This window comes from Marinomonas sp. UCMA 3892, from assembly GCF_012726345.1.
Classification (GTDB): domain Bacteria; phylum Pseudomonadota; class Gammaproteobacteria; order Pseudomonadales; family Marinomonadaceae; genus Marinomonas.
In genome coordinates, this window is record NZ_PTXN01000004.1 from 193,188 (window position 1) to 216,526 (window position 23,339).

Sequence of the window (23,339 nt, forward strand, 5' to 3'; positions counted from 1 at the left end):
TTTCCGCAACGTTTTGCAGAATATTAACCAGCGACCAAAGCAACAAAAGGATTCGCAAAAGTGAAGAACAATGCGATACCTACACCGATCATTGTTACAGCGTCTAGAAGACCCGCTACGATGAACATTTTAACTTGCAGCATTGGAACCATTTCTGGTTGACGCGCAGCGCCTTCCAAGAATTTTCCACCCAAGATACCAAAACCAATCGCAGTACCTAGGGCACCTAGACCGATTAGAAGGGCTACAGCGATCGCAGTAAGACCAACTACAGTTTCCATTTTAACTCCTACATTTTCACAGTTTTAGATAAGGTTTAAAAAATATTACTTTAAAGAACACACTTTTAGTGATTTTCGTGCGCCATACTCAAGTAGACGATAGTCAACATCATAAAGATGAAGGCTTGAAGCACGATGATCAAAATATGGAAGATCGCCCATGGCACGGATAGCGCCCATTGAACGCCCCAAGGCAATATAGCGATCAAAATAAAGATCAATTCACCAGCATATAAGTTACCGAACAATCGCAATGCTAATGAAACAGGTTTCGCAAGTAGACCAACACCTTCAAGCAATAAGTTGAAAGGGATCATCCATTTGCCAAATGGCTGTAACGTCAGTTCACCAACAAAACCACTTATGCCTTTTACTTTGATGCTGTAGAAAACAATCAAAACAAAAACAGACAGTGACATGCCTAGTGTGGCATTAATATCTGTTGTTGGAACAAATTTGAAATACACATGATGAGGATCAGCACCAAATAAGGTAACACCAATCCATTGTGCAGTGGCTGGCAAGAAGTCTACAGGGATCAAATCCATGAAGTTCATCAAGAAAACCCAAACAAAGATAGTTAGAGCTAGAGGCGCAATGACCTTACTCTTACCATGAAAGGTTTCTTTCACACTGCCATCAACAAATTCAACCATAAGTTCTACAAAATTTTGTAGACCTGACGGTGTATCTGCTGAAATTTTCTTTGCGGCCTTACGGAACAACCATAAAAACAAGAAACCCAAAGCAATCGAAATCGCCATAGTGTCTACATGAATTGCCCAGAATCCCATATCTGCTGCTTCTTTAGCATCATGGGCAAGACCCCATGTTCCATCAGGATGTTGACCGTAGGTCAAATTCTGAAGGTGATGCTTTATATATGAAGAAGCTGTTGGACTTTCAATACCCATACTTATATCCACGCTCTCTCAATGATTAAAATCCTATCGCCTACCATGCTAGGTATTTCTTAGCACGATAGGACTGAGCCAATGACTCAAAATTGCACCGCCAAAACCTGCAAAGAAAGCCCCTGCAGCTAATGGTTTTATCAAAAGAAAAACCAGCGACAATAAAACCACTGTCATAGCTAATTTACCGGCTTCTCCTCGATAGAATGATCTAACGACATCTTTTGCTGGACGAGTACCTTTGTAACCAAAGATTCTCCAAGCCATATAAACACTCGGTAATATGCTAGTTAAAGCACCCAATATAAACGAGTACCCATACAGACAACCAGCAATGTAAAAAATTCCCAAAGAAACTAAAAAAGTGAGTAAAAATTGCAATAAAAGGAAACGAAATATAGCCTTCTTTTTAGCGCTAATAATTGCACTCGCGCTTAGTGGCTTTTTTGTCTCCATTACCCAACTCTCTTTCCGCACTATAAAAGTGCAATCAATGTGATGATTTACAAAATTCGAGGCATTATAGGGGTAATAGCTGCCTTGTTCAACTTAAACCGATACACACGATCACTTTCAAGGCATCTTGTCTAGATAGAAAAAAGCACTTGTCACGAATTGCTTCATTTCCCCGCAAGCAATTCGCTGATCAAGAGTTCTAGGTGTTCTGGGTTACGATACTCAATAACCAACTTACCTTTTCCTTTGGCTGAAGGTTGTATTTTTACCGCCGCATTAATTTTTTGACTAATGCGCTCTGCTTCTGCACTTAAATCTGGCAGGGTAGGTTTGCTATCTTCATTTTTTTCAATAACTTGGAAGTTTTTCACTAATCTTTCCGTTTCACGGACAGACAAAGATTTAGTGACAACTTGTGACGCTGCTTGAATTTGCTTGTCATGCTCTAAAGGCAATAAAGCTCGCGCATGACCCATTTCAATATCGCCATGTTCTAACAAACGACGAACTTCAGGCGTCAATCCTAACAAACGTAATAAATTCGCGACAGTTGAACGAGATTTACCAACAGTATCGGCAACTTCTTGTTGGGTAAGGTGAAAATCTTCAACTAAACGCTGTAATGCCAATGCTTCTTCTACTGGGTTTAGGTCTTCACGTTGAATATTCTCAATCAAAGCTAGAACCACGGCATCCGCATCTTCAACATGACGAACAATGACAGGAACCTGCTTTAAATCGGCCAATTTGGCTGCTCGCCAACGGCGTTCACCCGCAATAATTTCATATTGATTGTGACCACTTGGTCGCACAACGATAGGCTGCATAATACCTTGGGTACGAATTGAAGAAGCTAAATCTTCTAATTGCGCAGGGTTCATGTCACGACGAGGTTGGAATTTACCTTTAGAAAGCCATTCTACCGGTAAATAAGTCAGGCCTTTTATTTGTTCACTATTAGAGCCACTTTCAGCCTCATTGGTTGGCGTTGATTGTGGTGCTAATAATGCATCTAAGCCACGACCTAGACCTCTTTTTTTCATCGTCATTTCATTAACCCTAATTGGTATTAAACTACGCTTATAAAACAGTAATTATGCAACAGATTTTCGAATAAACTCACCCGCTAATGCGAGATAAGCGATTGCTCCACGTGATTGTTTCTCATAATGCAAAACAGGCAATCCATAACTTGGAGACTCTGCTAATCGAATATTTCTTGGAATAACAGTATCGTAGACTTTATTGCCAAAATGCTTATGAAGTTGGCTAGATACATCATGCGTTAAACTTGGACGAGGATCATACATGGTTCGTAAAATACCTTCGACCTCTAGAGATGGATTTAACGCTTGAGTAATACGATTGATCGTTTGTAATAACGCTGTTAACCCTTCTAACGCATAATATTCACACTGCACTGGAATCAATACACCTTGAGAAGCAGCTAAAGCATTTACCGTCAGCATATTCAATGCAGGAGGACAGTCTAGTAAGATGTAATCGAAGTCATTTTCAACTTCGTATAGGCCAGCTCGCAGACGGGTTTCTTTACTCGGTAAATCAAGTAAAACTACCTCTGCACCAGTCAAATCACCATTTGCAGGCAATACCCAGTAATCTCCAGGCATGCTTTTTTTCATGACTTCTTTTACGCCATGAGAACCAATCAATACGTCGTAAACGCTAGTGTCTAATTCTTCTTTAGTAAAGCCACTTCCAGTGGTTGCATTACCTTGCGGATCTAAATCAATTAATAATACTCGGCGCTTCATTGCCGCCAGCGATGCCGCTAAATTGACACAGGTGGTGGTTTTGCCCACACCACCTTTTTGGTTGGTAACTGCGATGATTCTTGCCATGATTTATCCTTTACGCGTCATCACTACCATGTGACGCTCCGCTTGAACATTTGGCACATTAAGAGGCTCTACAGATACTAAACCAACCTCTTTTGGTAGCGCCGCTATTTCTTCACTAGGGTAAACCCCTTTCATGGCTAGAAAATTACCGGTATCTTTGGGAAGAGGTAAAGTCCAATTAATCATATCTTGTAAAGATGCAAAAGCTCGAGAAATGACGTGATCATATTCCCCTTGGTGACTATGTTTTTCAACCCGTTCGTTTGCCACTGTGGCGTTATGAATGCCCAACTCCATTTTAACTTGCGTCAAAAATCGAGTTTTCTTACCGTTACTGTCGAGTAAAGTGAAACGTTTTTCAGGGTAACATATAGCAAGCACCATACCAGGTAAGCCAGGTCCTGTACCAACATCTATAATATTGTCCCCAGTGATATAAGGTAAAGTCGCTAAACTGTCTAATAAGTGCAAAGAGATCATTTGCTCAACATCACGAATAGCAGTCAGGTTATAAGCTTTGTTCCACTTTTCTAGCATGGCTAGGTATTTTACAAGAGTCTGAATCGTTTCATCAGATAAAGCAGCGCCCATTTGTTGGGCGCCTTTTTGAATAGTGTCAAAGTGTGTCACAGTCGATCCATTTCTATAAAGATAGCAATTAGGGGTTATCGGCTGATGATTCTAGGCACTTTTGCGTGCAATCGCACGTTTTTTCAAGTGAATTAATAGTAAGGATACCGCAGCAGGCGTTACACCTTGGATTCGAGATGCTGCAGCAAGCGTAGCAGGACGTAATTGAGTTAGCTTTTGCTTGATCTCATTTGACAGACCTTCCATTTTTGAATAATCCAGATCGTCAGGCAATTCGGTATTTTCCTGACGACGCAGACGTTCGATATCTTCTGCTTGACGAGAAATATATCCAGCGTATTTTACGGCGATCTGCACTTGTTCAGAAACTTGCTCATCGACAGGCTCATCAAGACCGTTTTTTAAATTCGCAATATCGGAATAAACAATATTCGGACGTTTAAGCAAATCTAATAAACTGTACTCATGAGTAATCGGCGTTTCTAGTTTTGGATTAATGCTATCTGCTTCTGGCGTATTTGGCACAATCCAACTGGATCTAAGACGCTGTGTTTCTAATTCAATCGCTTCGCGTTTTTTACAGAAGGCAGCCCAACGCTCATCAGAAACCAAGCCAAGTTCACGGCCTTTTTCTGTCAAACGCATATCCGCATTGTCTTCACGTAAAATCAAACGGTATTCAGCACGGCTGGTAAACATACGGTATGGTTCTTTTGTTCCCATACTGATTAGATCATCTACCAATACGCCTAAATAAGCTTCATCACGACGAGGTGTCCAAGCGTCTTTTTCTTGCGCAAGTAAAGCTGCGTTTAATCCGGCAAGCAAACCTTGAGCGCCTGCTTCTTCATAGCCTGTTGTACCATTGATTTGTCCCGCAAAGAACAAACCAGGCATGTGTTTGGTTTCTAAAGAATATTTCAAATCTTGCGGATTAAAATAATCATATTCAATGGCATAGCCAGGTCGAATAATATGGGCGTTTTCCATACCTTTCATCGAACGAACTAACTCAATTTGCACATCAAAAGGCAAAGAGGTCGAAATTCCATTTGGGTATAGTTCGTGAGTAGTTAAACCTTCTGGCTCGATAAAAATTTGGTGAGAGTTTTTATCGGCGAAACGTACGATTTTATCTTCTATTGAAGGACAGTAGCGAGGACCAACACCTTCAATAACACCTGTGTACATTGGTGATCTATCCATACCAGCACGAATAATGTCATGAGTTCGCTCATTAGTATGAGTGATAAAGCATTCGATTTGGCGTGGGTGCATTGCACGGTTACCCATGTAGGACATTACCGGATCAATGTCATCACCTGGTTGCGCCTGCATTTGTGAGAAATCGACAGAGCGAGCATCAATTCGAGGTGGTGTTCCTGTTTTTAAACGATCTACACGAAATGGCAAAGCACGTAACTTTTGCGCTAGGCCAATAGACGGCGGATCACCAGCACGGCCACCCGAGTGGTTCTCTAATCCAATGTGGATCACACCACCTAAAAAAGTACCAGCGGTTAGAACAACCGTTTTACTATTAAAACGTATACCCGTTTGAGTAATAACACCACGAGCGGCACCATTTTCAACAATAAGATCTTCTGCTGATTGTTGGAAAAGCCAAAGATTTTCTTGGTTTTCTAGTTTATGACGAATAGCCGCTTTATATAATATACGGTCTGCTTGAGCACGAGTGGCCCGAACAGCAGGGCCTTTTCGAGAATTCAAAGTTCGAAATTGAATACCAGCTTGATCCGTTGCTAATGCCATAGCACCATCTAAAGCATCAATTTCTTTTACAAGATGGGACTTCCCAATACCACCAATGGCAGGGTTACAGGACATTTGTCCTAAAGTTTCAATGTTGTGGGAAAGTAACAAAGTTTTAACGCCCATACGTGCTGCAGCTAAAGCCGCTTCAGTACCGGCATGTCCGCCACCAACCACAATCACATCAAAGCGACTTGGGAAATCCACAGGAACCTCGGTATTACTAATAAATAGAAAATGAATAAAAAACGATCAACCATCGATTGAGGCCGCTTAGTATATAGGCAAATTTCCAAAAAGAAAGAGATCGAAAACCACTTATCCCGGTCATCAATATTAATATATTTAAGTAAGTATATAAGTTCTTTTATGTTTGTTATGTTTATATAGCAAGTAAATATCTGTGTATAAGGATAAAAAAACTTTATTTATTATATATTTATGTAGATAACATCTTGTTAAGACAGGGCTGGTTATCTTGTGATGTGGATAACCTGAACCTGTGTATAAAATAGCTACTTATACAGAGTCGATTTTTTTGGCCTAAGTTGTTAAAAACTGTGCAAAACTTCTTATCAACCTATTACCATACTTATCAACAGACGTTTTTTGAGCTTGTTAATACATTAAGATATTGTTTAAAAAGGAATTTTTTGATTTTCAACACAAAATTCTGCTTTTTTTTAAAGAATTTAATCCACAAGTAAATAAATAAAAAAATTCCATTTAGGCGCATTTTTTCTATTTCACCAATGTGAATAATTACGCTAGCCCCTGCTTTTTGCTGGTGTGTGAGTCATTGTGGAGAAAGAAAGACAATTAAAAAATATCCACCTGTGAGTAACTACTTTGCTGTTGTGGTAATTTTTATCAGATAAACGACAAAGTTGAGGATTGCTATGATTGAGCGAGCGGCTTGGATTCAATCACCTAAAGCGATATTGGCATCCAAGCGGATAGTGTTTTTCAAATTGAATGAACTGTGCGTTCGTGCAGCCATGGCCGCTTTTAGCAGTGCTTTTAATATACGGGGTTATAAAGCTAACCCGAGTAATGATGGCGGGAAAATGGACTGTAGAAATCGGCTATGTGATTAGAATTGATAGATAACTATAGAAATAGAGCAAAAAAAGCGCCCAAGGCGCTTTTTAACTATTAATCTATTTGAAGACAACAAAAAAGCTATAAAGCTCGATTAAGCTTCTTCTTTTAAGCTTTTCATATCAATGATGAAGCGGTATTTCACATCGCCTTTTTTCATTCGTTGGTAAGCTTGATTAATGTCTTGGATTTTAATCATCTCTGCGTCACATTCAATATTGTGTTCAGCACAGAAATCCAGCATTTCTTGTGTTTCAGCGATACCTCCGATCAAAGAGCCAGTAAGGATGCGACGTTTTAAGACTAAATTAGCCGCATGAACAGCAGGCTCCATTGGTTCGATAAGACCAACTAAAATGTGTGTACCATCGACTTTTAAGCAGCCAAGGTAAGGGTTCAAATCATGTTGAACAGGGATGGTGTCTAATAGATAGTCGAAGGTCATGGAAGCGGCTTTCATCTGTTCTTCATCTGTCGACACAATGACATGATCTGCGCCTTGCTTTTTGGCTTCGGCTATTTTGCTTTCTGAGCGAGTGAAGATAGTCACTTCCGCGCCAAAGGCTTTGGCGAATTTCACCCCCATATGACCCAAGCCGCCCATACCCAACACGCCTACTTTGTCGCCCGCTTTGATATTGTGATGGCGAAGTGGAGAGTACGTAGTGATACCTGCACATAATAGAGGAGCTGCTTTGCTTAATTCCAATGTTTCCGGAATCGATAGAACAAATTTCTCTCTTACAAGGATATGATCAGAATAACCGCCGTAGGTTAAGGTACTGTCGATTAAATCGTAAGCACCATAAGTTCCAACTGGGCCATTATCACAATATTGCTCTAAGTCTGCGGCACAATGGGAACAATGTTGGCAAGAGTCGACCATGCAACCCACCCCGACAATATCACCCACTTTATATTTAGAGACTTTACTGCCGACTTCCGTGACTTTGCCTATAATTTCATGACCAGGAACGATTGGGTAATTACTCGGTCCCCAATCACTTTCTGCAGTATGAATATCTGAATGGCATACACCACAGTAAAGAATATCTATATTTACATCGTCTTCACGAAGGGCGCGGCGTTCAAATGAAAAAGGTTCTAAAGGGGTTGTTGCAGACAGCGCAGCATAGGATTTTGCTTGGCTCATAAATTGTTACTCCAGTGTTTGAATATGAAATACTTGACACCTAGTGTAGATTAAAAGCCTTTATTTTGTGTTGTGCATTCTTGCTATTGTTTTGCCTATTTCTCCAAATTAGTGAAACTTAACTTTTCCTACACAATCTTGTATGCATAATAACTTCATTGATTTTTATAGGTGGATGGATCAAAGGTGAGTAATAAAAATTTAGTAGATTTGATCAAACCTCTAGTGAGTGAAGATGGCTTCTGCGATACCTTGATTGCTAATGTTCGTCTAATGAAGTGCGCAAAATCATTACCTAGAATGCCACTTATCTATCGACCAGGATTGACGATTATTGTTCAGGGACAAAAGATTGGTTATTTAGGTGATCGTGAAATTCACTACAATTCTGGCCACTACTTGGTTCAAACCTTACCTCTACCTTTCGAATGTGAAACTTTTGCAAGTCAACAAGAACCGCTTTTAGGTGTCTCTATAGATATCGACCCAGTGCTATTATCTGAGTTAGTTTCTGCACCTTCTGAAGAGAAGTTAAATCAATCTATATCTTATTTTCCTATGTCATCTGTCCCAATGAGTGATGAGATGGTCGAATCTGTTTCTCGCCTAATTAAAGCACTACATGATCCGTATACCGCAAAAATCATGGGACAAAGTCGGGTTAGAGAGGTCATTTTTGAAGCGCTGCAAAGCCCACAAGGTGATGCTTTACGCGCCTTAGTGTTAAACCAAGGGCGCTTTTCATTGATTGTGAATTCTCTTAAGCAGTTACATCTGCAGTTGGATCAAGAAGTTCGTGTTGAACAACTTGCTGAAGACGCCAACATGAGTGTTTCTAGTTTTCACCATCATTTTAAAAATATCGCTGGGTCTTCTCCTCTGCAGTATTTGAAGCGTTTACGTCTTTTAAAAGCACAAATGCTGTTAAACCAAGGTCATCTGAATGTCAGTCAGATTTCTTTAGAAGTTGGTTATAAAAGTGTGCATCAATTTAGTCGAGATTATAAACGCTACTTCGGCGCACCGCCGACAAAAGATAAGTTAAGAGAAGATACCGTTATATAAGACTTTTAAGTTCTTGAATTTAACTTTCTTGAATTTAATAGACGAGTGGTCTAAATTAATAAGCACGAATTCATTGCTTAGGTATTAGACATTGCAATCAGAAACTACTACTTCTCTAAATCAGCCTATAAAACCTCGTCGTGGGCGTCCTAAAAAACAACCAAATGATTCTTTGGACACCAAAGAGGCCTTATTGCGTGCTGGCATGCTGATGTTGACGGAGTCTGGTTTTACCCTCAGTGGTATAGATCCCATTTTAAAATCGGTTGGCGTACCTAAAGGCTCTTTTTATCACTACTTCACCAGTAAAGAAGCCTTTGGTTTAGCCGTTTTAGAGCGTTACCGCCGTTATTTTGAAGCAAAACTTGACTGTTTTTTACTCGATGACAGTTTTTCTCCGCTAGAAAGACTGCAGCGTTTTGCTCATGACGCCCAAGAAGGCATTGTCCATCATGAGTTTAAACGCGGCTGTTTGGTAGGAAATTTGGAGCAAGAGTCTAGTTTATTGCCAGACGTTTTTCGGGAGCAATTACAACGGACTTATCAAAGTTGGCAAACACGTGTTGCAGCGTGTTTATTGGAAAGTCAAAAATTAGGTGAGATTCATCTACATGACGGCATTGAAGAAGCCTCCCAAGCATTTTGGATTGGGTGGGAAGGTGCAGTGCATCGAGCTAGATTGGTAAAAAGCACGCAGCCATTAAGCTTGTTTATGAAATTTTTCATCCAAGCGATTCAAGTAAAAACACATTAATTACGAGAGCGATTTATTCGCATGATGTGCTCGTATTTTTATTTAACTGTTACTAGACGATCGGTCTAAAATTGGAGGACATATGTTTAAAGGTGTATTGATTACCCAAGAAGAGAAAAAAAGCATCGCATCAGTGGTTGATTTAAACGATGACCAGTTACCGGAAGGAGATGTGCTCGTCGAAGTGCATTACAGCACCTTGAATTATAAAGACGGTCTAGCCATCACAGGAAAGTCTCCTGTGGTGCGCTCTTTTCCCATGGTGCCAGGGATAGATTTGGTCGGTAAAGTTTTACAAAGCGATTCTGATCGCTTTTCAGAAGGCGATTTGGTTGTACTGAATGGCTTTGGTGTGGGTGAAAACCATTGGGGTGGTTTGGCTGAGAAAGCGCGCTTGAAAAGTGACTGGTTAATCCCTCTTCCAAAAGGTATAGATGCTAAGCACTCTATGGCAGTAGGTACAGCTGGATATACCGCCATGTTGTCCGTACTTGCTCTTGAAAAACAAGGTGTTACGCCTGACTCTGGCGAAGTTTTAGTGACGGGTGCAAACGGTGGTGTAGGCAGTTTTGCGATTCGTCTACTTAATCGTCTTGGTTATCATGTGGTTGCTTCGACAGGACGTATGGAAGAAAGCGATTATCTGAAGAGTCTTGGAGCAAGCGACATCATTGATCGAAATACCCTATCTGAGCCAGGCAAGCCTTTGCAAAAAGAGCGCTGGGCTGCTGTGGTTGATTGTGTCGGTAGTCACACTCTAGCCAATGCTTGTGCAAGTACAAAATATGGCGGTGTGGTGACAGCTTGTGGTTTGGCCCAAGGAATGGACTTCCCTGCTTCTGTAGCGCCCTTTATTTTGCGGGGTATTAAATTAATCGGTATCGACAGCGTCATGCGCCCAATTGCGGACCGTCTTGAAGCGTGGCAACGACTAAGCGAATTACTGCAACCAGAAGACTTTGACAGCATCAGTGAAGAAATTGGTTTGGAAGACGTGGTAGAAACGGCCTATAAATTACTCGATGGAAAGGTCCGTGGTCGGGTATTAGTAAATATAAAAGCTTAATAACTATATTTCTGCTTTATTGACTAGTACTAGAGAATATCACCTCAACTACCCAATTAGATCGTTTGATCGGGTAGTTGAGGTGATGGCCTAATGAAAACGTTACGGTTTTTTTACGCGCCAATACCTCTGCCCTTTGCTACAGTCTTGCTTGTACTCTTCTTTATTTAAAGGCGTTGACAAGCGACACCATGAAAATGAAAACACCAACAATCCCTTCTCACTATTTAGCCGTGCTTGCTGTTAGCACGGCTTTGCTGATCAGCTATGGATTGGATATTTGGCTTGGTTCCAATATTGCCGTTTTGCTGATTTTGCAGCTGGCGGTGGTGGTAGTCGCTTTATCCTGTCGTTCCCGATGGGTGTATGGCGTGGCGCTGTTTGAAGCGCTTTGCTTCAACTTCCTTTTTACTGTGCCGCGTTATTCGTTCGAGATGTTTAATGGCGATGACATGGTGAATTTACTGGTATTTCTGCTGGTGGCGGTAATCACCAGTAAGCTGGCAGAGTTATATCAACATCAGCAAAACCAATTAAAACAAGAGCAGCTGCGTAACAGTATTTTATTGTCGGTTTCTCATGATTTACGCACTCCGTTAGCGACCATTATTGGTACTTTGAGCACCTTAAAAGAATACATGGCTAAGCTCTCTGAGCAGGAAAAGCAAGAGTTGCTAGACAGCGCCACTATTGAAAGTCATCGTCTTCATCAATACATCGAGAATTTACTGCAAGCAACAAAACTGCACCATGGCGTGGTTGTCCCAAAAATGTCTGAGCAATCTGCCGTTGCCATTATACATCATGTTATGGATCGTTTTAGTCAGCAAAAATCCCGTTTAATTCTGCAAATAGACGATAAGCTGCCGCTGGTTTTAGTGAGTGCTTCGCTTATTCAGCAGGCAATTTTTAACGTCATTGATAATGCCTTACGATATTCACCAATAGACAAAACTGTCACCATTTCAATAAAGACATTAGACACAGATAACAAGCACTCTCAGGTGGTTATTGATGTACGAGATCAAGGGGTTGGTATTAGTTCAATCCACTCTGATACTGTCTTTGAGTTGTTTTATTCAGTCGACTCTTTCAAGCGAAATGACAGCGGCACAGGTTTAGGTTTGGCGGTATCAAAAGGCATTATTGTGGCTCACCATGGTTCTATTCAATCCGTTCCTGTCGAGCAAGGCTGTCTAATTCGTATCTGCCTTCCTGCGTGCTTTGAGACCTCAATTAACGGAAAAGGTAGCTTATCATGACCTCTTATAAAATCTTGGTGGTTGACGACGAGCCTCAAATCCATACCTTCATTCGAATTTCATTAGCAGCAGAAGGTTTTGAGTACCTTGGTGCGGAATCCATCGCCGCTGCAAAGCACGTGATTGAACAAGATTCACCGCATTTGTTGGTATTGGATCTAGGCTTACCTGACGGCGACGGCATGGATTTGGTCAACTATGTGCGAGCCACCAGCAACACACCTATTTTGATTCTGACTGCTCGGGATGAAGAAGATGAAAAGATTCGCCTGCTTGAAGCGGGCGCGAATGATTACCTGAGCAAACCCTTCGGCATTCGAGAATTAATTGTTCGAGTGAAAGTCTTGTTACGGGATTTAGTGAATACCCACTCACCGGTAGATGTCCTAGAAACCCAAGATATTAAGTTGGAAATCAGCAGCAATCAGGCTTGGTTGCAAGGTTCCCCTTTGGCGCTAACTAAGAAGGAATTCGCCTTTTTACGCATGCTGATGACCACGCCAGACAAGCTGGTGATGCAAGAAGAGTTACTGGTCAAAATTTGGGGCGTGACTCATACCCGGGACTCGCATTATTTACGGATTTTAGTTAGCCAGTTGCGTAAGAAACTCAATGATAATGCCAATGATCAGCGTGTTATCAAAACGGAACCTGGTCTGGGTTATCGGTTGTTATCCGATCGTTAACCTAGCAAAATTTTTTTTATAGGCTCTTAAAAGGCATAAATAAAAGGTAATCAATATGGCGCATTTTACAGTGATTGGTTTAGGGCGTTTTGGTGTTGCAGCAAGCATGGAGCTGATTTATTTAGGTCATACGGTAACCGGTGTAGATCGAGACGCAAAAATTGCGGAAAAGTACGTTGATGACTTCACTCAAGTAATGATTTGTGACTCCACCGATGAAAATGCGTTAAAAGAGCTCGACCTAATTAACAGTGATGCTGTGCTGGTGGCCATTGGTGAAGACATGGAATCCAGCCTGTTGTGCATCTTGGCACTGAAAAAGCTCGGCGTAAAAGAAATCTGGGTCAAAGCCAGTAGCCGCGCACATCATACCATTGTCTCTAAACTAGGCGTGGCACGTATCATTCATCCAGAAGAAGAAATGGGCGTGCGAGTAGCGCAAGCACTGAATTACCCGATGGTGAACGATTATTTGTCTATAGGCCATGGCTTGTACGTGGTGGAGATTCACATCAAACCACAGCTAGACGGACGTCCTCTTGGTGATGTTTTAGACCCAGCAAAGGGAAAAGTCGATGCGGTGATGGTTAAACGTGAGCAAGAGACATTTTTGCAGTTAGACAAAACCTTTGTCCTAAAAGAGAAAGATATCTTGTTGCTGTGTGGTCCTCGCAGTGAACTAAAACATATCGCACCAAGGTTGGCTTGATATGGTGAATTGGGATCCTGCTGTTACCGTTATCGAGCGTCATCCAAAAGCGGCGAAAAAAATCATGGCGGCGCCACCTTTGATTTTATGTGGTGGTTTCTTATTGTTGATTATTATCGGTACCTTGCTGCTTAAATTACCGATTGCCACCACACAACCGATTTCTTGGTTACACAGTGTTTTTACCGCAACGTCTGCGGTCACTGTGACGGGCTTAGTGGTAGAAGACACAGGCACAGCTTTTACTACGTTTGGGCAAGTTGTGATTGCGATTTTGATTCAATGTGGCGGTCTTGGTTTAATGACCTTTGCTATTGTTACTCTCGTCGCGCTGGGCGGTCGTATTGGCTTTTTACAGCGCACGGTAGCCATTGAAGCATTTAATCAAACAGACGCCTCCACCATCGTTTCTACCGCTAAGTCTGTGTTATTGTTTTCCTTGATCGTAGAAGTCATCGGCATACTCATTCTCGCGATACATTGGAGTGAAACCTTGGGTTGGAAAACCAGTTTATTCCATGGTTTCTTCTACACTATCAGTGCCTTTAATAACGCTGGATTTGCGCTCTCCTCAGCTAGCTTAATGCCCTACGTGGCTGACCCTATTGTGAATTTTACCATCAGCGGCTTGTTCATCATTGGTGGTTTGGGTTTTTCCGTATGGATTGATCTGATGAAAAATCGCCGCTGGGCGCGGCTTTCGCCCTACAGTAAAATGATGATTACCGGCACCATTATCATTAACCTTGTTGCCTTGCTTGCCATCTATTTTATTGAATACAGCAATCCCAATACTCTTGGTCCATTGAGCGAAACAGGCAAATGGCTGGCGTCTTGGTTTCAAGCGGTTACACCGCGCACGGCGGGTTTTAACACTCTTGCCATTGAAGAACTAAGAGACGCCACGACATCGTTGATGTTAGTACTGATGTTCATCGGTGGTGGGTCCTTGAGTACCGCCAGTGGCATCAAGGTGGTGACTTTTATGTTGCTGGTTTTAGCAACTTACGCTTATCTACGCCGTGATGAAGAAGTAAACGTGTTTAAGCGCGAAATTCCTAAGGAAGTAATCAGCAAAGCTCTGGCCTTGAGTATGATTTCTATCGGTGTCACTTGGTTGGCTATATTCGTATTATTGGTGAGTGAAAAACACGCACAAATGATCGATGTGGTGTTCGAAGCTGTATCGGCATTGGGCACAGTTGGCCTTTCTCGTGGCTTAACCGGATCATTGAGTAACACTGGGGAAGGCATCATCATCTTCTTGATGTTTATCGGCCGACTTGGACCGCTGACGCTCGCCTACTTCCTCGCTAGCCCAAGAAGCAAAAAAGTCCGCTACCCGAAAGTCAAAATGACCGTGGGTTAAGAGGCTTTTTCGAGCATTAAACCTTATGGTTTAGAGCTCGAATGCTTTTTACTTGTTTATCACTTTCCGATACAGAAACTAAAAATGTAAAACTATTCAAATTGTTAGAAGAATATTGGCGCACATGTGGAGTGCAACTCATTTGTCGGGTTTTGTCATGGAAGTATCTATTCTAGGGGATTATCAACATTTTTAAAGTGGGATATCTGGGAAAGTGGGAAAAGAATATAAACTGCTATTGTTACCCATTTTGAAGTTTGTATTGTCAGTACAAACTATTGATTTTTAATAATTATTTATCAAAACAGCTTGCATTTTACTACCTCCATGCGAATCTTTATAAAGCAGGAGGTAATCATGAAAAAATACCCATCTTTATCATTAATCGCTTTATGTGTGTCCTTGTCTGGTTGCGTAACTGGACCCCGTCATTATGCTCAAGATGAATCTCGGGCTTTAAATCTAGCGCGAGCCGGAGGCATCTACGATTTGGATTTGAGAGATTCCCACGATGGTGTCCACTCTTATAGCAAGGGTATGTTGGTTCCATTGCTTGATCTCGCCAGGCTAACGACTTCATTTGATGATCCGCTTAGGCGTCTTTCTGGTACGCAGACGTTCGCGTTTAACGCTACCGATATAATGATGACACCAGACAATCCCTCGGCTAGACCAAGTCTAATGGGATGGATGCCCGCATCTGCTGCTACTTCAGAATCTCAGGCTTATGAGAAATACGTGCATCTTGTCGACCAGGCTATCCAGCATGTGGCCGATGATATGGCGTTGAATGTCACTAAACTGAGTAATGTAGAAACACCGGAAATTGATGGCCATCCCATGATTCTTTGGTCTGTTGAAAGCGCTGAGCATGGATGCGGTATTGGTCAATGTGTGGTTGCTTACAACATTACGACTCCTTATCTCTGGAAGAGCCCGCTCTATATTAAAGGTGGTGAGTCCGAAAGCTATAACATCGTCGCCAATCACTCGAAGAACTATTCTCGCTTTGTTTTCCGCCAGTCAGGCCAACAAGACTTTCCAGTTGATGAGTTTTATAGAGCCGTCAGTGCTGCATTGCCATCGTGGATGGTGATCTATTACCCACCTAACCTTGTGGTTCAGGACGGCCAATCTCTCCCATATCCAGTGCTGTATGAACAAGGAAAACAACTGTTGTTTAAGGAGCCTGCTTTATGAATAGTGAATATCAGGATCTAGACAATATTGTTCTGGCGATGGATGAACTCCAAACGGACCCCATAATTATTACCTACCTGATCAGTCATCTACTGACGAGAGATTCGGTGTTTCATCAACCTAGAGTGGGATGTGTCAAATGCAAGAGCACGGGAGAATTAGTCTATCCACATAGTTGGATTGAGCTTCCTGGCGGTTGGATTGTTGATCTCAGACTGAATCAGACTTTCAACACATTAGACAGCTATCCGCACGGTATTTTTGAGCCATCATCCTATCGTAACCTTCAGTATTTTGGCATGCCTCTTATAGTCCCTGAATTCGAATTATCTGAACTCGATGAAATGACTGATTCTATGTTTTCCAAGTTATTCAGTTTACAGGGAATGGATATTCGAGTGAGCGGAGGTCGTTATGACTGCATTTGACTGGGGAATGCTTGGGATATTCCTATTTTTTAGTTTGGTCACCTTCTGGTGTCTTTACAGCTATAGCGCCAATCAGAAATTGTCAGGCCAAGACAAACCTCAAACCGAAGAGTTGGAGGGGAAACATGAGTCAAAATCTCAAAAATGATTTAGTAAATATAGTGTTGCTTGGTGTTTTGCTGCTGGGATTGATGCTAGCTCAAGACTCTGGATGGGGATTCTTGCTCGCAGGTTTGCCATTGGTCATTTGGTGCTTTAAAGCTTTCGCATTTATCCAACGCAGATGGTGGTTAGCCGTTCCTTTTTGGTGTGCGCTCACTTATTTGTGTTGGCAAATGTCCTTGGCACTTTGGGCTGGCTATCTATTCGTTGCGTTTGTCAGAAATATGATGAAGTTAAATAAAACCTACCCAATACCAAGTCGTCATAAACGAATGAAACCAGATAGTTCCGTTTTTATGGATAGTTTTGATTACGACTATAGAAACCATATTGGGTTTGATGACTGATTTTGGCACTTAGCTGGTTCCTTTTGAGTACACATCAACGGAACTAGCCATCAGACTGGTTTTACTACCAACAGAACCACCTAAACCAGACCAGAGATAAAGCACGACTTATAACAGACTGTGGAGACCTAGATGTTCATTCGAGCTTACCTTCGTGCATCAACCAAAGAACAAAATGCTGAACGGGCACGCGAATCACTCATTCAGTTTGCTGCTCAGCATGGCCAGCGAATCGCCGCTTTTTATATCGAGAATGTTTCTGGGGCCACGTTGCACAGGCCTGAGTTGATGCGTTTGATTGCCGAGTCAGGCGAGGGTGACATTGTGCTAGTTGAACAAATCGACCGCCTGGCGCGGCTTAAACAAAGTGATTGGGATACGTTGAAACAAAAATTGGCCAGCAAACGCCTAGCCATTGTTTCACCGGAACTGCCAACCAGTTGGCTGGCTTTGCAACAACATAGCGAAACTGACTTTACCGGTGCTATTTTACAGGCGGTGAATGCCATGATGTTGGACATGCTCGCTGCCGTTGCCCGCAAAGATTATGATGACCGGCGACGTCGTCAATCACAGGGGATCGCAAAGGCTAAATCCGATGGTAAATATAATGGGCGTCAACCTGATCTCAAACGGCATCAGCACATAGCTAGCCTATTGAAGACTGGCCATAGCTACAGCGCTATCCAGGATATGCTTGGTTGTTCAAGACATTTGATTTCTTGCGTGGCAAAACAGCAGAGAAGCGTGACATAAAAAGCTAGTTAACAGGATTAGATATTTGTATTTTTACATGGTGATTAATATTTATGCTGTGATATAAATGTATATACATATGTAATTGAGTCGCAAAAGGAAATGCAAATGTCTGGTTCTGGCGGTAGCTACTTCGGTCCTTCCTCTCCCACCACTTCATGTGAGGCTCTCCAATTTGTCACCCAGCTTGCTTCACCCAAAGCGCTGGTGATAGAAGAATTAAATGTTGATGATATTCTCGATGTTGTTTTTCAGCCCAGTAGTGTACAGGTTGTTGTTGCTCTCTGGCATGGAAATGAGGCAGGAGGTATTGTCGATCCACATCTAGCGCAGCTGCGTAATTGCATGAATCAAGGTGAACAGTTTCAGGCAAAGGTGTTGGCACTGAGTGGTGGCCAAGTTCGTCTTCGGGTCTACCACGTCTAAAGTCCATATTTAAACAAGGAGGTTAAATGATCACTGTCGTTGGAGGCGTCTACCGAGAGAGATGCATGCGCCCAGTATGGGATGATGTTTATGGTTCGGCAGGCAGGGCTGCCACGGCTATTGCCCGTTTTGGCGGGCAAGTTGAGCTGCAGGCTAGTGTGGATGAGGACACCCAAGTTGTTATCGAAGCTCGTGCTTCTGCTGAAGGGTTTAAGTTTAAGCCATCTATTGCAGATTCAAGTGTTACCTTTGAATACATTCATGGACTATCAACTCCTATTATCCATCGTAAAAAACATATCCAATCAAATTTGCAAGTTCGAGCCGAGAAAGTTCTTCGATTCGGAATGATAGATGGAACGGCAGTAGTGGATGCCGAGTACGCAGTCTTTGATCCACAGAATGCTGATAATCCAGAATCCTTTAAGGCCAATGGATCTAGTGCCAAACACTTCGCTCTGGTACTAAACCGTCATGAGGCTAACTTGCTTATTTCAAATTGTAGCTTTATACCCCCAAATGAGCTTGCAACCCAGTTAGCTAAGCAAGAAAACGCAGAGGTTGTAGTTATCAAAATGGGCCCACTTGGGGCTCTAATATACGATAAGGGGGATATTACTACTGTGCCAGCTTATCGGACACAGCGAGTTTGGAAAATTGGCTCTGGGGATACATTTGCCGCCCACTTCGCTTTAGGGTGGATGGGAAACGGTCTTTCTGCTCATGATGCTGCTGCATTGGCATCGCTAGCAACTGCCTTCTATTGTGAACATCAAGGTTTTCCAGACCAAGCATTACTCAACAAATTTAAGCCAAATCCACTACAACCTTCTGCCCGTTTTCGAGATGGTTTTATACCCAATGTATACCTAGCAGGTCCGTTTTTCACCCTTGCCGAGCTGTGGATGGTCGGACAGTCTCGCAGAGACCTGATGGCTATGGGGCTGAAAGTATTTTCCCCATACCATGATGTTGGTCTTGGTGCTGCTGAAGATGTGGTAGAGAAAGATATTGATGGTATACGCAATTGTGATGTTCTTTTTGCAATTACCGATGGACTTGATTCCGGCACGATCTATGAAATTGGTTACGCACGAGCTCTTGGTAAGCCAGTTATTTGCTATGCGGAGAATGAATCGGAGCAGGACAAAAAAATGATGGAAGGCTCCAACTGTTTGATCACCGATGATTATGTAAGTGCAATTTATCAAACTGTTTGGGAAGCCATTATTTTATGAAAACAGGACTTTTACTTTCTGGCGGTATGGACTCTCTGACACTTGCTTGGTGGAAACGCCCTGATATGGCTTTCACGTTGAATTATGGTCAGCTAGCTGCACAAGCTGAAATTCAAGCTTCAAGCATCATATGTCAACGACTACAAATTCCTCATCATGTTATTGAGATTGACTGTCGGCAACTAGGCTCGGGTGACATGGCGGGTAGCAAAGCGGAGCACTTAGCCCCCGCTTCAGACTGGTGGCCTTATAGAAATCAGATGTTAGTTACGTTAGCTGCAATGAAAGCTATTTCATTCGGTGTTACTCATCTTTGGTTAGGTACTGTAAGGTCAGATAGCCTCCATAAGGATGGAACTCCAGAGTTTATGTCTGCAGTAAGCCAATTACTATCCATACAAGAAGGCGGAATGGTGGTAGAGGCGCCTGCAATCGAGCTTTCTACAGTAGAATTAGTTCGCAAATCAGGCATTCCTGCTGAACTTCTTGCATGGGCTCATAGTTGCCATAAGTCTAATGTAGCTTGCGGTGATTGTCGTGGCTGTAATAAATACATGGAGGTATTTCATGAGGTAGGATATGACTTGGATCGACTTGGGTAAACCTGTTCCAAGACAACATCCTGAAAGGTATGAGTTAATCCAATGGGATGTAGGAGAGATATTCACACTCCCAGCATTATCAGAGGAGCTTGATTGGCCATTCAGCAAAGTACTAAACGCACGTATATCACAACGTGAATTTGGTACTTTAGATGATAAACAACTAGGGACATTTCTGTGGAACGCTTGTAGAACTCGAGCTATTGCTGTCTCAGAACTAGGTTTTGATTTGGAGCATCGAGCTTCTCCTTCAGCCGGAGCCATTCATCCGATACATATCGTCATAAAAAGGCCCGGGGATGGTCGTTGGTGGTTGTATCAACCCAAAACACACGAAATGGCTGAACTCAAAAACGTACAAAGCAAACTTAGTCCCCTTTATGAACACAGCTTGTCTGTTTTGGAAGGCAATAATGCGACTCGTATATTATTTTTGGCTGAAACAGGCAAAACTTTAGGTAAGTACCAAGATGGTTGCAGTCTCATTTGGCGAGATGCAGGTGCTTTACTTGCTGTAATGGCTTTTGTAGCTGCTGCCCAGGGACTTAACTTCTGTCCTCTGGGCATAACTGGTGAGCCGTGGGCTAGCAATTTAGCCGAGAAGGGAAAGTTGGCTGGAGTTGGACTCGCGCTTCTTGGTTCGCCGTTGGGAGATTGATTCTGACGTATTACGTCCGCCCCCTATTATGTTATGAACAGTGGTTGGAGACGACATCATCTCCAGCCACATCAGTGCATCGAGCTCGGATGCTCTGACCCCCAGCCCTTTACTGAAGCGAATAAATTGCTCTTCAAGCCTCAAATAGTGACGTTCAACCGTCAAGTTGCTCTCGAAGAATTTACCTAGCAATCCTGCCCGAAGAATATGTATGTCGAGGATAGCAACATCATCAGCGTCTAACCAATTACGTGCAATCCATGAAGCTGTTTTGTATCCTATACCCGGAATATCAAGTAACCAGTCACGAAGAGCCTTGCCTGTATGAAGTGGGGGCAATTCTTCGGATAGCTTATTAAGAGCCGCACTTAGATAGTGAGCTTTCTGCTTAGCAAACCGGTACCTTATGTGACGACCTTCAATTTCCAAAGGCTGTTTTAGCCACTCAAGTAATGTATCTTCTGGCGGTGGCGTATCTCCGAAAGCTCCGCAATCTTTTATATGGTGAAAGGCCGCGAGGCCAACCGCTGCTGGTATACCATGTCCGCCCAACAAACAGGCTCCAACTTCTTCTTTTAAAGTTGCTCCTAGTTTGTAGTTAATGCGATCACCTGTGAGGCGGCGAGCATATACTTGATAAGCCCAATACGCTGGAGTAGGGAATGCTTCCATTGATCCCCAAGGGACACCAGGAATAACTTCGTCATCAGCTTTGGGAAGCTCGACGTTAAAGACCGCTTGGCCCATGAAGATAGCACCTAGTTGCATTAGGCGACCTCCTCAGCATTACCGTAGTGTTCCTGCATCCATTCCAGTAACTCATGCCGTTCAATTGGATTTAAGTTATTGATACGAGTTCGAAGTCTTTCTTGTCGCCGTTGAATTGTTTGTCTTTCACGAAATGTTCCGCCTAAATAGCGACTGTCGTGCAAACGACCAATAGGTTCAAAGTTCATCCAAATAGTTTCAGTACGAACTTCTACATGAGTCTTAGCAGGAAAGTTCACCTTTTGCCATCCAACGAGTACGCGGTTATAAAGGTCATTGTCATATCCAGAAAGCATTACTTTACAAGGCAATGCAATTAAGCACTTTAGTAAGCGGATGTGGTCTTTTTCTGTATAGTCACAGCGATAGACCTTCTTCCTCCTGCGTGTTTCCGATAGGTAAGGGGGATCGACATACACTAACTCATGACCCTCAAAGGAATACTCTTCTAGAAACACAATAGCATCAACTTGGTAGAGTTCGCATAAATCTGGAAACTCCGTTTTCCAAAGCTTTATAACCTTTGGATCAAGGTCTAAACCAATATTCCGCAGGGCAGCTTTTTTGTTGCGCATAACAGCGCCCCCGCCAAGATGGGATTCTATATAAGTCTGATGTGGAGGCATCAGATTGATCAAGTGCTGATAGCACTTACCTTTTCCGCCTGGATATCTCATGTGATACATCATCGTCAAAAATGACGATGATGTCAATACACCATTTATATACTATCTTTGTTACTAAACTCCTAGGTTCTATTAGAATATTCAATCTTTTCAATTAGATTTTTATTATTCCAGTTGCAAAGTTGCCTAACGCGCATCAGGTTAGCGTTAGCTCTGCGGATGACGGCAAAGTTGTCTTCAACGAATTCGATGACTGGCTTTTCCCAGTCTTGAGCTAGGGAAAAAGTTGAGCGTAAATAGCGATAGTGGTCGCCACGAGACAGATAATGGCTGATGACGTTATAGCCATCAGCTCCTCTTTTACGAGTGAATTCATTGTAGAACCAGTACATTTCAAACTTTCTATCTCGTAGTCGTACTCTACAGCCGTAGTGTCCTGGATAACCGGGTGTTTCCTTACCTCGATGAGCTTTGTTATGTTGCCAAAATAGATCTGAAATCCGGCGTGCTACGTAGTAATAACGCAGTTGTTCCAGCTCAACAGACTTGTGTACGTAACGTAAATACTGTTGTGATGACAAATGGGTGAAAAGCATTGCCTCGTCGTGATCTATCTTCTCGTCATCGCTTGAGACAAAAGTATTCCAAGCAGTAATTTGTTTTTCCAAAGTCGTAAATGGATTCGAAGTGTCAGTCATAGAATTATCCTCTGTGTCGTGAATACAGATTGAGTCTATTGTCTCATGATCTAATTCATCGCCTGTCTTTATGCCTTTTTTGGGCGCTTAGGTCTTTTGTTGTTACGTTTTGACCAAAAAGACCCTGCCAATTCCTTTCCAGATAATTATCTGATGGGGGACCTAGGCAGGTTTATTCCATACAACCACTATCTTCTTCAAAAGACCTAATCCAAACGATTCCACTTTTTATGGGGGACCTAGCTTTGTTCAGTGTAAATCGTCAGGTCTCTAAACTTTCACATGTGAAAGTTTTTCTCTGGGTATTCACTGGCGCACAAATTGATACGGTAATGTCGGCCAACTCATTAATGGCTTAGCTTTTTGCTCTTCAGAGGCTGTTTTTAAT

General features: G+C 42.4%; 27 protein-coding genes. 16 read left to right on the forward strand and 11 right to left on the reverse strand.

Features of this window, described 5'->3' with window-relative positions; translation table 11 throughout:
- Positions 1 to 23: 23 nt before the first annotated feature.
- The 8 genes from atpE to B6N13_RS07490 form a co-directional block, all read right to left on the reverse strand.
- The gene (gene atpE, locus B6N13_RS07455) at positions 24 to 281 is read right to left on the reverse strand and encodes a F0F1 ATP synthase subunit C (protein ID WP_012072127.1); all 258 of its coding nucleotides are present in this window, start codon (positions 279 to 281) and stop codon (positions 24 to 26) included.
- Between the two features lie 65 nt (positions 282 to 346).
- Positions 347 to 1,195 carry a F0F1 ATP synthase subunit A gene (gene atpB, locus B6N13_RS07460; protein WP_012072128.1) on the reverse strand — a complete coding sequence of 283 codons (849 nt, stop codon included), beginning with the start codon at positions 1,193 to 1,195 and terminating at the stop codon, positions 347 to 349.
- Positions 1,196 to 1,243: 48 nt separating this feature from the next.
- The gene (locus tag B6N13_RS07465; RefSeq protein WP_048814172.1) at positions 1,244 to 1,651 is read right to left on the reverse strand and encodes an ATP synthase subunit I; all 408 of its coding nucleotides are present in this window, start codon (positions 1,649 to 1,651) and stop codon (positions 1,244 to 1,246) included.
- A 164-nt stretch (positions 1,652 to 1,815) separates the two neighbouring features.
- Positions 1,816 to 2,700, reverse strand: coding sequence for a ParB/RepB/Spo0J family partition protein (locus tag B6N13_RS07470; RefSeq protein WP_012072130.1), 885 nt, complete (start codon positions 2,698 to 2,700; stop codon positions 1,816 to 1,818).
- A 45-nt stretch (positions 2,701 to 2,745) separates the two neighbouring features.
- The gene (locus B6N13_RS07475; RefSeq protein WP_169458985.1) at positions 2,746 to 3,513 is read right to left on the reverse strand and encodes a ParA family protein; all 768 of its coding nucleotides are present in this window, start codon (positions 3,511 to 3,513) and stop codon (positions 2,746 to 2,748) included.
- A gap of 3 nt (positions 3,514 to 3,516) precedes the next feature.
- Entirely contained in the window at positions 3,517 to 4,143 is a 627-nt protein-coding gene (rsmG, locus tag B6N13_RS07480; protein ID WP_169458986.1) for a 16S rRNA (guanine(527)-N(7))-methyltransferase RsmG, read from the reverse strand.
- Positions 4,144 to 4,194: 51 nt separating this feature from the next.
- Positions 4,195 to 6,084 (reverse strand): tRNA uridine-5-carboxymethylaminomethyl(34) synthesis enzyme MnmG, encoded by a 1,890-nt coding sequence (mnmG, locus tag B6N13_RS07485; protein WP_012072133.1) that lies wholly within the window; start codon positions 6,082 to 6,084, stop codon positions 4,195 to 4,197.
- A gap of 988 nt (positions 6,085 to 7,072) precedes the next feature.
- Positions 7,073 to 8,131: an NAD(P)-dependent alcohol dehydrogenase gene (locus B6N13_RS07490; protein ID WP_169458987.1), complete on the reverse strand. Its 1,059-nt coding sequence runs from the start codon at positions 8,129 to 8,131 to the stop codon at positions 7,073 to 7,075.
- Between the two features lie 186 nt (positions 8,132 to 8,317).
- On the opposite strand from B6N13_RS07490, the gene B6N13_RS07495 reads away from it, so the two are divergent.
- The 16 genes from B6N13_RS07495 to B6N13_RS07565 all read left to right on the forward strand — a co-directional run bounded on the left by B6N13_RS07495 (position 8,318) and on the right by B6N13_RS07565 (position 20,859).
- Complete coding sequence (locus B6N13_RS07495; RefSeq protein ID WP_348981527.1) at positions 8,318 to 9,196, forward strand: AraC family transcriptional regulator; 879 nt, start codon at positions 8,318 to 8,320, stop codon at positions 9,194 to 9,196.
- A gap of 91 nt (positions 9,197 to 9,287) precedes the next feature.
- Positions 9,288 to 9,950, forward strand: coding sequence for a TetR/AcrR family transcriptional regulator (locus B6N13_RS07500; RefSeq protein ID WP_012072136.1), 663 nt, complete (start codon positions 9,288 to 9,290; stop codon positions 9,948 to 9,950).
- A gap of 82 nt (positions 9,951 to 10,032) precedes the next feature.
- On the forward strand, positions 10,033 to 11,016 hold the full coding sequence (locus B6N13_RS07505) for an MDR family oxidoreductase (protein WP_012072137.1): 984 nt from the start codon (positions 10,033 to 10,035) through the stop codon (positions 11,014 to 11,016).
- Between the two features lie 191 nt (positions 11,017 to 11,207).
- Positions 11,208 to 12,278 (forward strand): ATP-binding protein, encoded by a 1,071-nt coding sequence (locus B6N13_RS07510; RefSeq protein ID WP_169458989.1) that lies wholly within the window; start codon positions 11,208 to 11,210, stop codon positions 12,276 to 12,278.
- The gene (locus tag B6N13_RS07515) at positions 12,275 to 12,964 is read left to right on the forward strand and encodes a response regulator transcription factor (protein ID WP_169458990.1); all 690 of its coding nucleotides are present in this window, start codon (positions 12,275 to 12,277) and stop codon (positions 12,962 to 12,964) included. The genes B6N13_RS07510 and B6N13_RS07515 overlap by 4 nt, the downstream gene beginning before the upstream one ends.
- A gap of 55 nt (positions 12,965 to 13,019) precedes the next feature.
- Positions 13,020 to 13,673 carry a TrkA family potassium uptake protein gene (locus tag B6N13_RS07520; protein ID WP_012072140.1) on the forward strand — a complete coding sequence of 218 codons (654 nt, stop codon included), beginning with the start codon at positions 13,020 to 13,022 and terminating at the stop codon, positions 13,671 to 13,673.
- Position 13,674: 1 nt separating this feature from the next.
- Complete coding sequence (locus tag B6N13_RS07525; RefSeq protein WP_169458991.1) at positions 13,675 to 15,042, forward strand: TrkH family potassium uptake protein; 1,368 nt, start codon at positions 13,675 to 13,677, stop codon at positions 15,040 to 15,042.
- Positions 15,043 to 15,399: 357 nt separating this feature from the next.
- Complete coding sequence (locus B6N13_RS07530; protein WP_011920338.1) at positions 15,400 to 16,242, forward strand: hypothetical protein; 843 nt, start codon at positions 15,400 to 15,402, stop codon at positions 16,240 to 16,242.
- A complete protein-coding gene (locus B6N13_RS07535) occupies positions 16,239 to 16,670 on the forward strand; it encodes a hypothetical protein (protein WP_011920339.1) in 432 nt (143 codons plus the stop codon). Before B6N13_RS07530 ends, B6N13_RS07535 begins: the two co-directional genes overlap by 4 nt.
- Positions 16,657 to 16,818, forward strand: a complete 162-nt coding sequence (locus tag B6N13_RS23180) for a hypothetical protein (protein ID WP_211172803.1) — start codon at positions 16,657 to 16,659, stop codon at positions 16,816 to 16,818. The genes B6N13_RS07535 and B6N13_RS23180 overlap by 14 nt, the downstream gene beginning before the upstream one ends.
- On the forward strand, positions 16,796 to 17,179 hold the full coding sequence (locus tag B6N13_RS07540) for a hypothetical protein (RefSeq protein ID WP_049766862.1): 384 nt from the start codon (positions 16,796 to 16,798) through the stop codon (positions 17,177 to 17,179). The genes B6N13_RS23180 and B6N13_RS07540 overlap by 23 nt, the downstream gene beginning before the upstream one ends.
- Before the next feature lie 132 nt (positions 17,180 to 17,311).
- A complete protein-coding gene (locus tag B6N13_RS07545; protein WP_169458992.1) occupies positions 17,312 to 17,935 on the forward strand; it encodes a recombinase family protein in 624 nt (207 codons plus the stop codon).
- Positions 17,936 to 18,043: 108 nt separating this feature from the next.
- Complete coding sequence (locus B6N13_RS07550) at positions 18,044 to 18,361, forward strand: hypothetical protein (RefSeq protein WP_169458993.1); 318 nt, start codon at positions 18,044 to 18,046, stop codon at positions 18,359 to 18,361.
- A 26-nt stretch (positions 18,362 to 18,387) separates the two neighbouring features.
- Complete coding sequence (locus B6N13_RS07555) at positions 18,388 to 19,599, forward strand: PfkB family carbohydrate kinase (protein ID WP_169458994.1); 1,212 nt, start codon at positions 18,388 to 18,390, stop codon at positions 19,597 to 19,599.
- Positions 19,596 to 20,201, forward strand: coding sequence for a 7-cyano-7-deazaguanine synthase (locus B6N13_RS07560; protein ID WP_169458995.1), 606 nt, complete (start codon positions 19,596 to 19,598; stop codon positions 20,199 to 20,201). Before B6N13_RS07555 ends, B6N13_RS07560 begins: the two co-directional genes overlap by 4 nt.
- The gene (locus B6N13_RS07565; RefSeq protein ID WP_169458996.1) at positions 20,179 to 20,859 is read left to right on the forward strand and encodes a nitroreductase family protein; all 681 of its coding nucleotides are present in this window, start codon (positions 20,179 to 20,181) and stop codon (positions 20,857 to 20,859) included. Before B6N13_RS07560 ends, B6N13_RS07565 begins: the two co-directional genes overlap by 23 nt.
- Here the strand turns inward: B6N13_RS07565 and B6N13_RS07570 are convergent.
- Genes B6N13_RS07570 through mobI form a run of 3 tightly spaced genes read right to left on the reverse strand, consistent with a single transcriptional unit; the run spans position 20,794 to position 22,951 of the window.
- Positions 20,794 to 21,606 carry a hypothetical protein gene (locus B6N13_RS07570; protein ID WP_211172804.1) on the reverse strand — a complete coding sequence of 271 codons (813 nt, stop codon included), beginning with the start codon at positions 21,604 to 21,606 and terminating at the stop codon, positions 20,794 to 20,796. The genes B6N13_RS07565 and B6N13_RS07570 overlap by 66 nt on opposite strands.
- Before the next feature lie 20 nt (positions 21,607 to 21,626).
- Complete coding sequence (locus tag B6N13_RS07575; protein ID WP_348981529.1) at positions 21,627 to 22,316, reverse strand: DNA adenine methylase; 690 nt, start codon at positions 22,314 to 22,316, stop codon at positions 21,627 to 21,629.
- Between the two features lie 59 nt (positions 22,317 to 22,375).
- Complete coding sequence (mobI, locus tag B6N13_RS07580) at positions 22,376 to 22,951, reverse strand: conjugative transfer protein MobI(A/C) (RefSeq protein WP_169458999.1); 576 nt, start codon at positions 22,949 to 22,951, stop codon at positions 22,376 to 22,378.
- Positions 22,952 to 23,339: the final 388 nt, after the last annotated feature.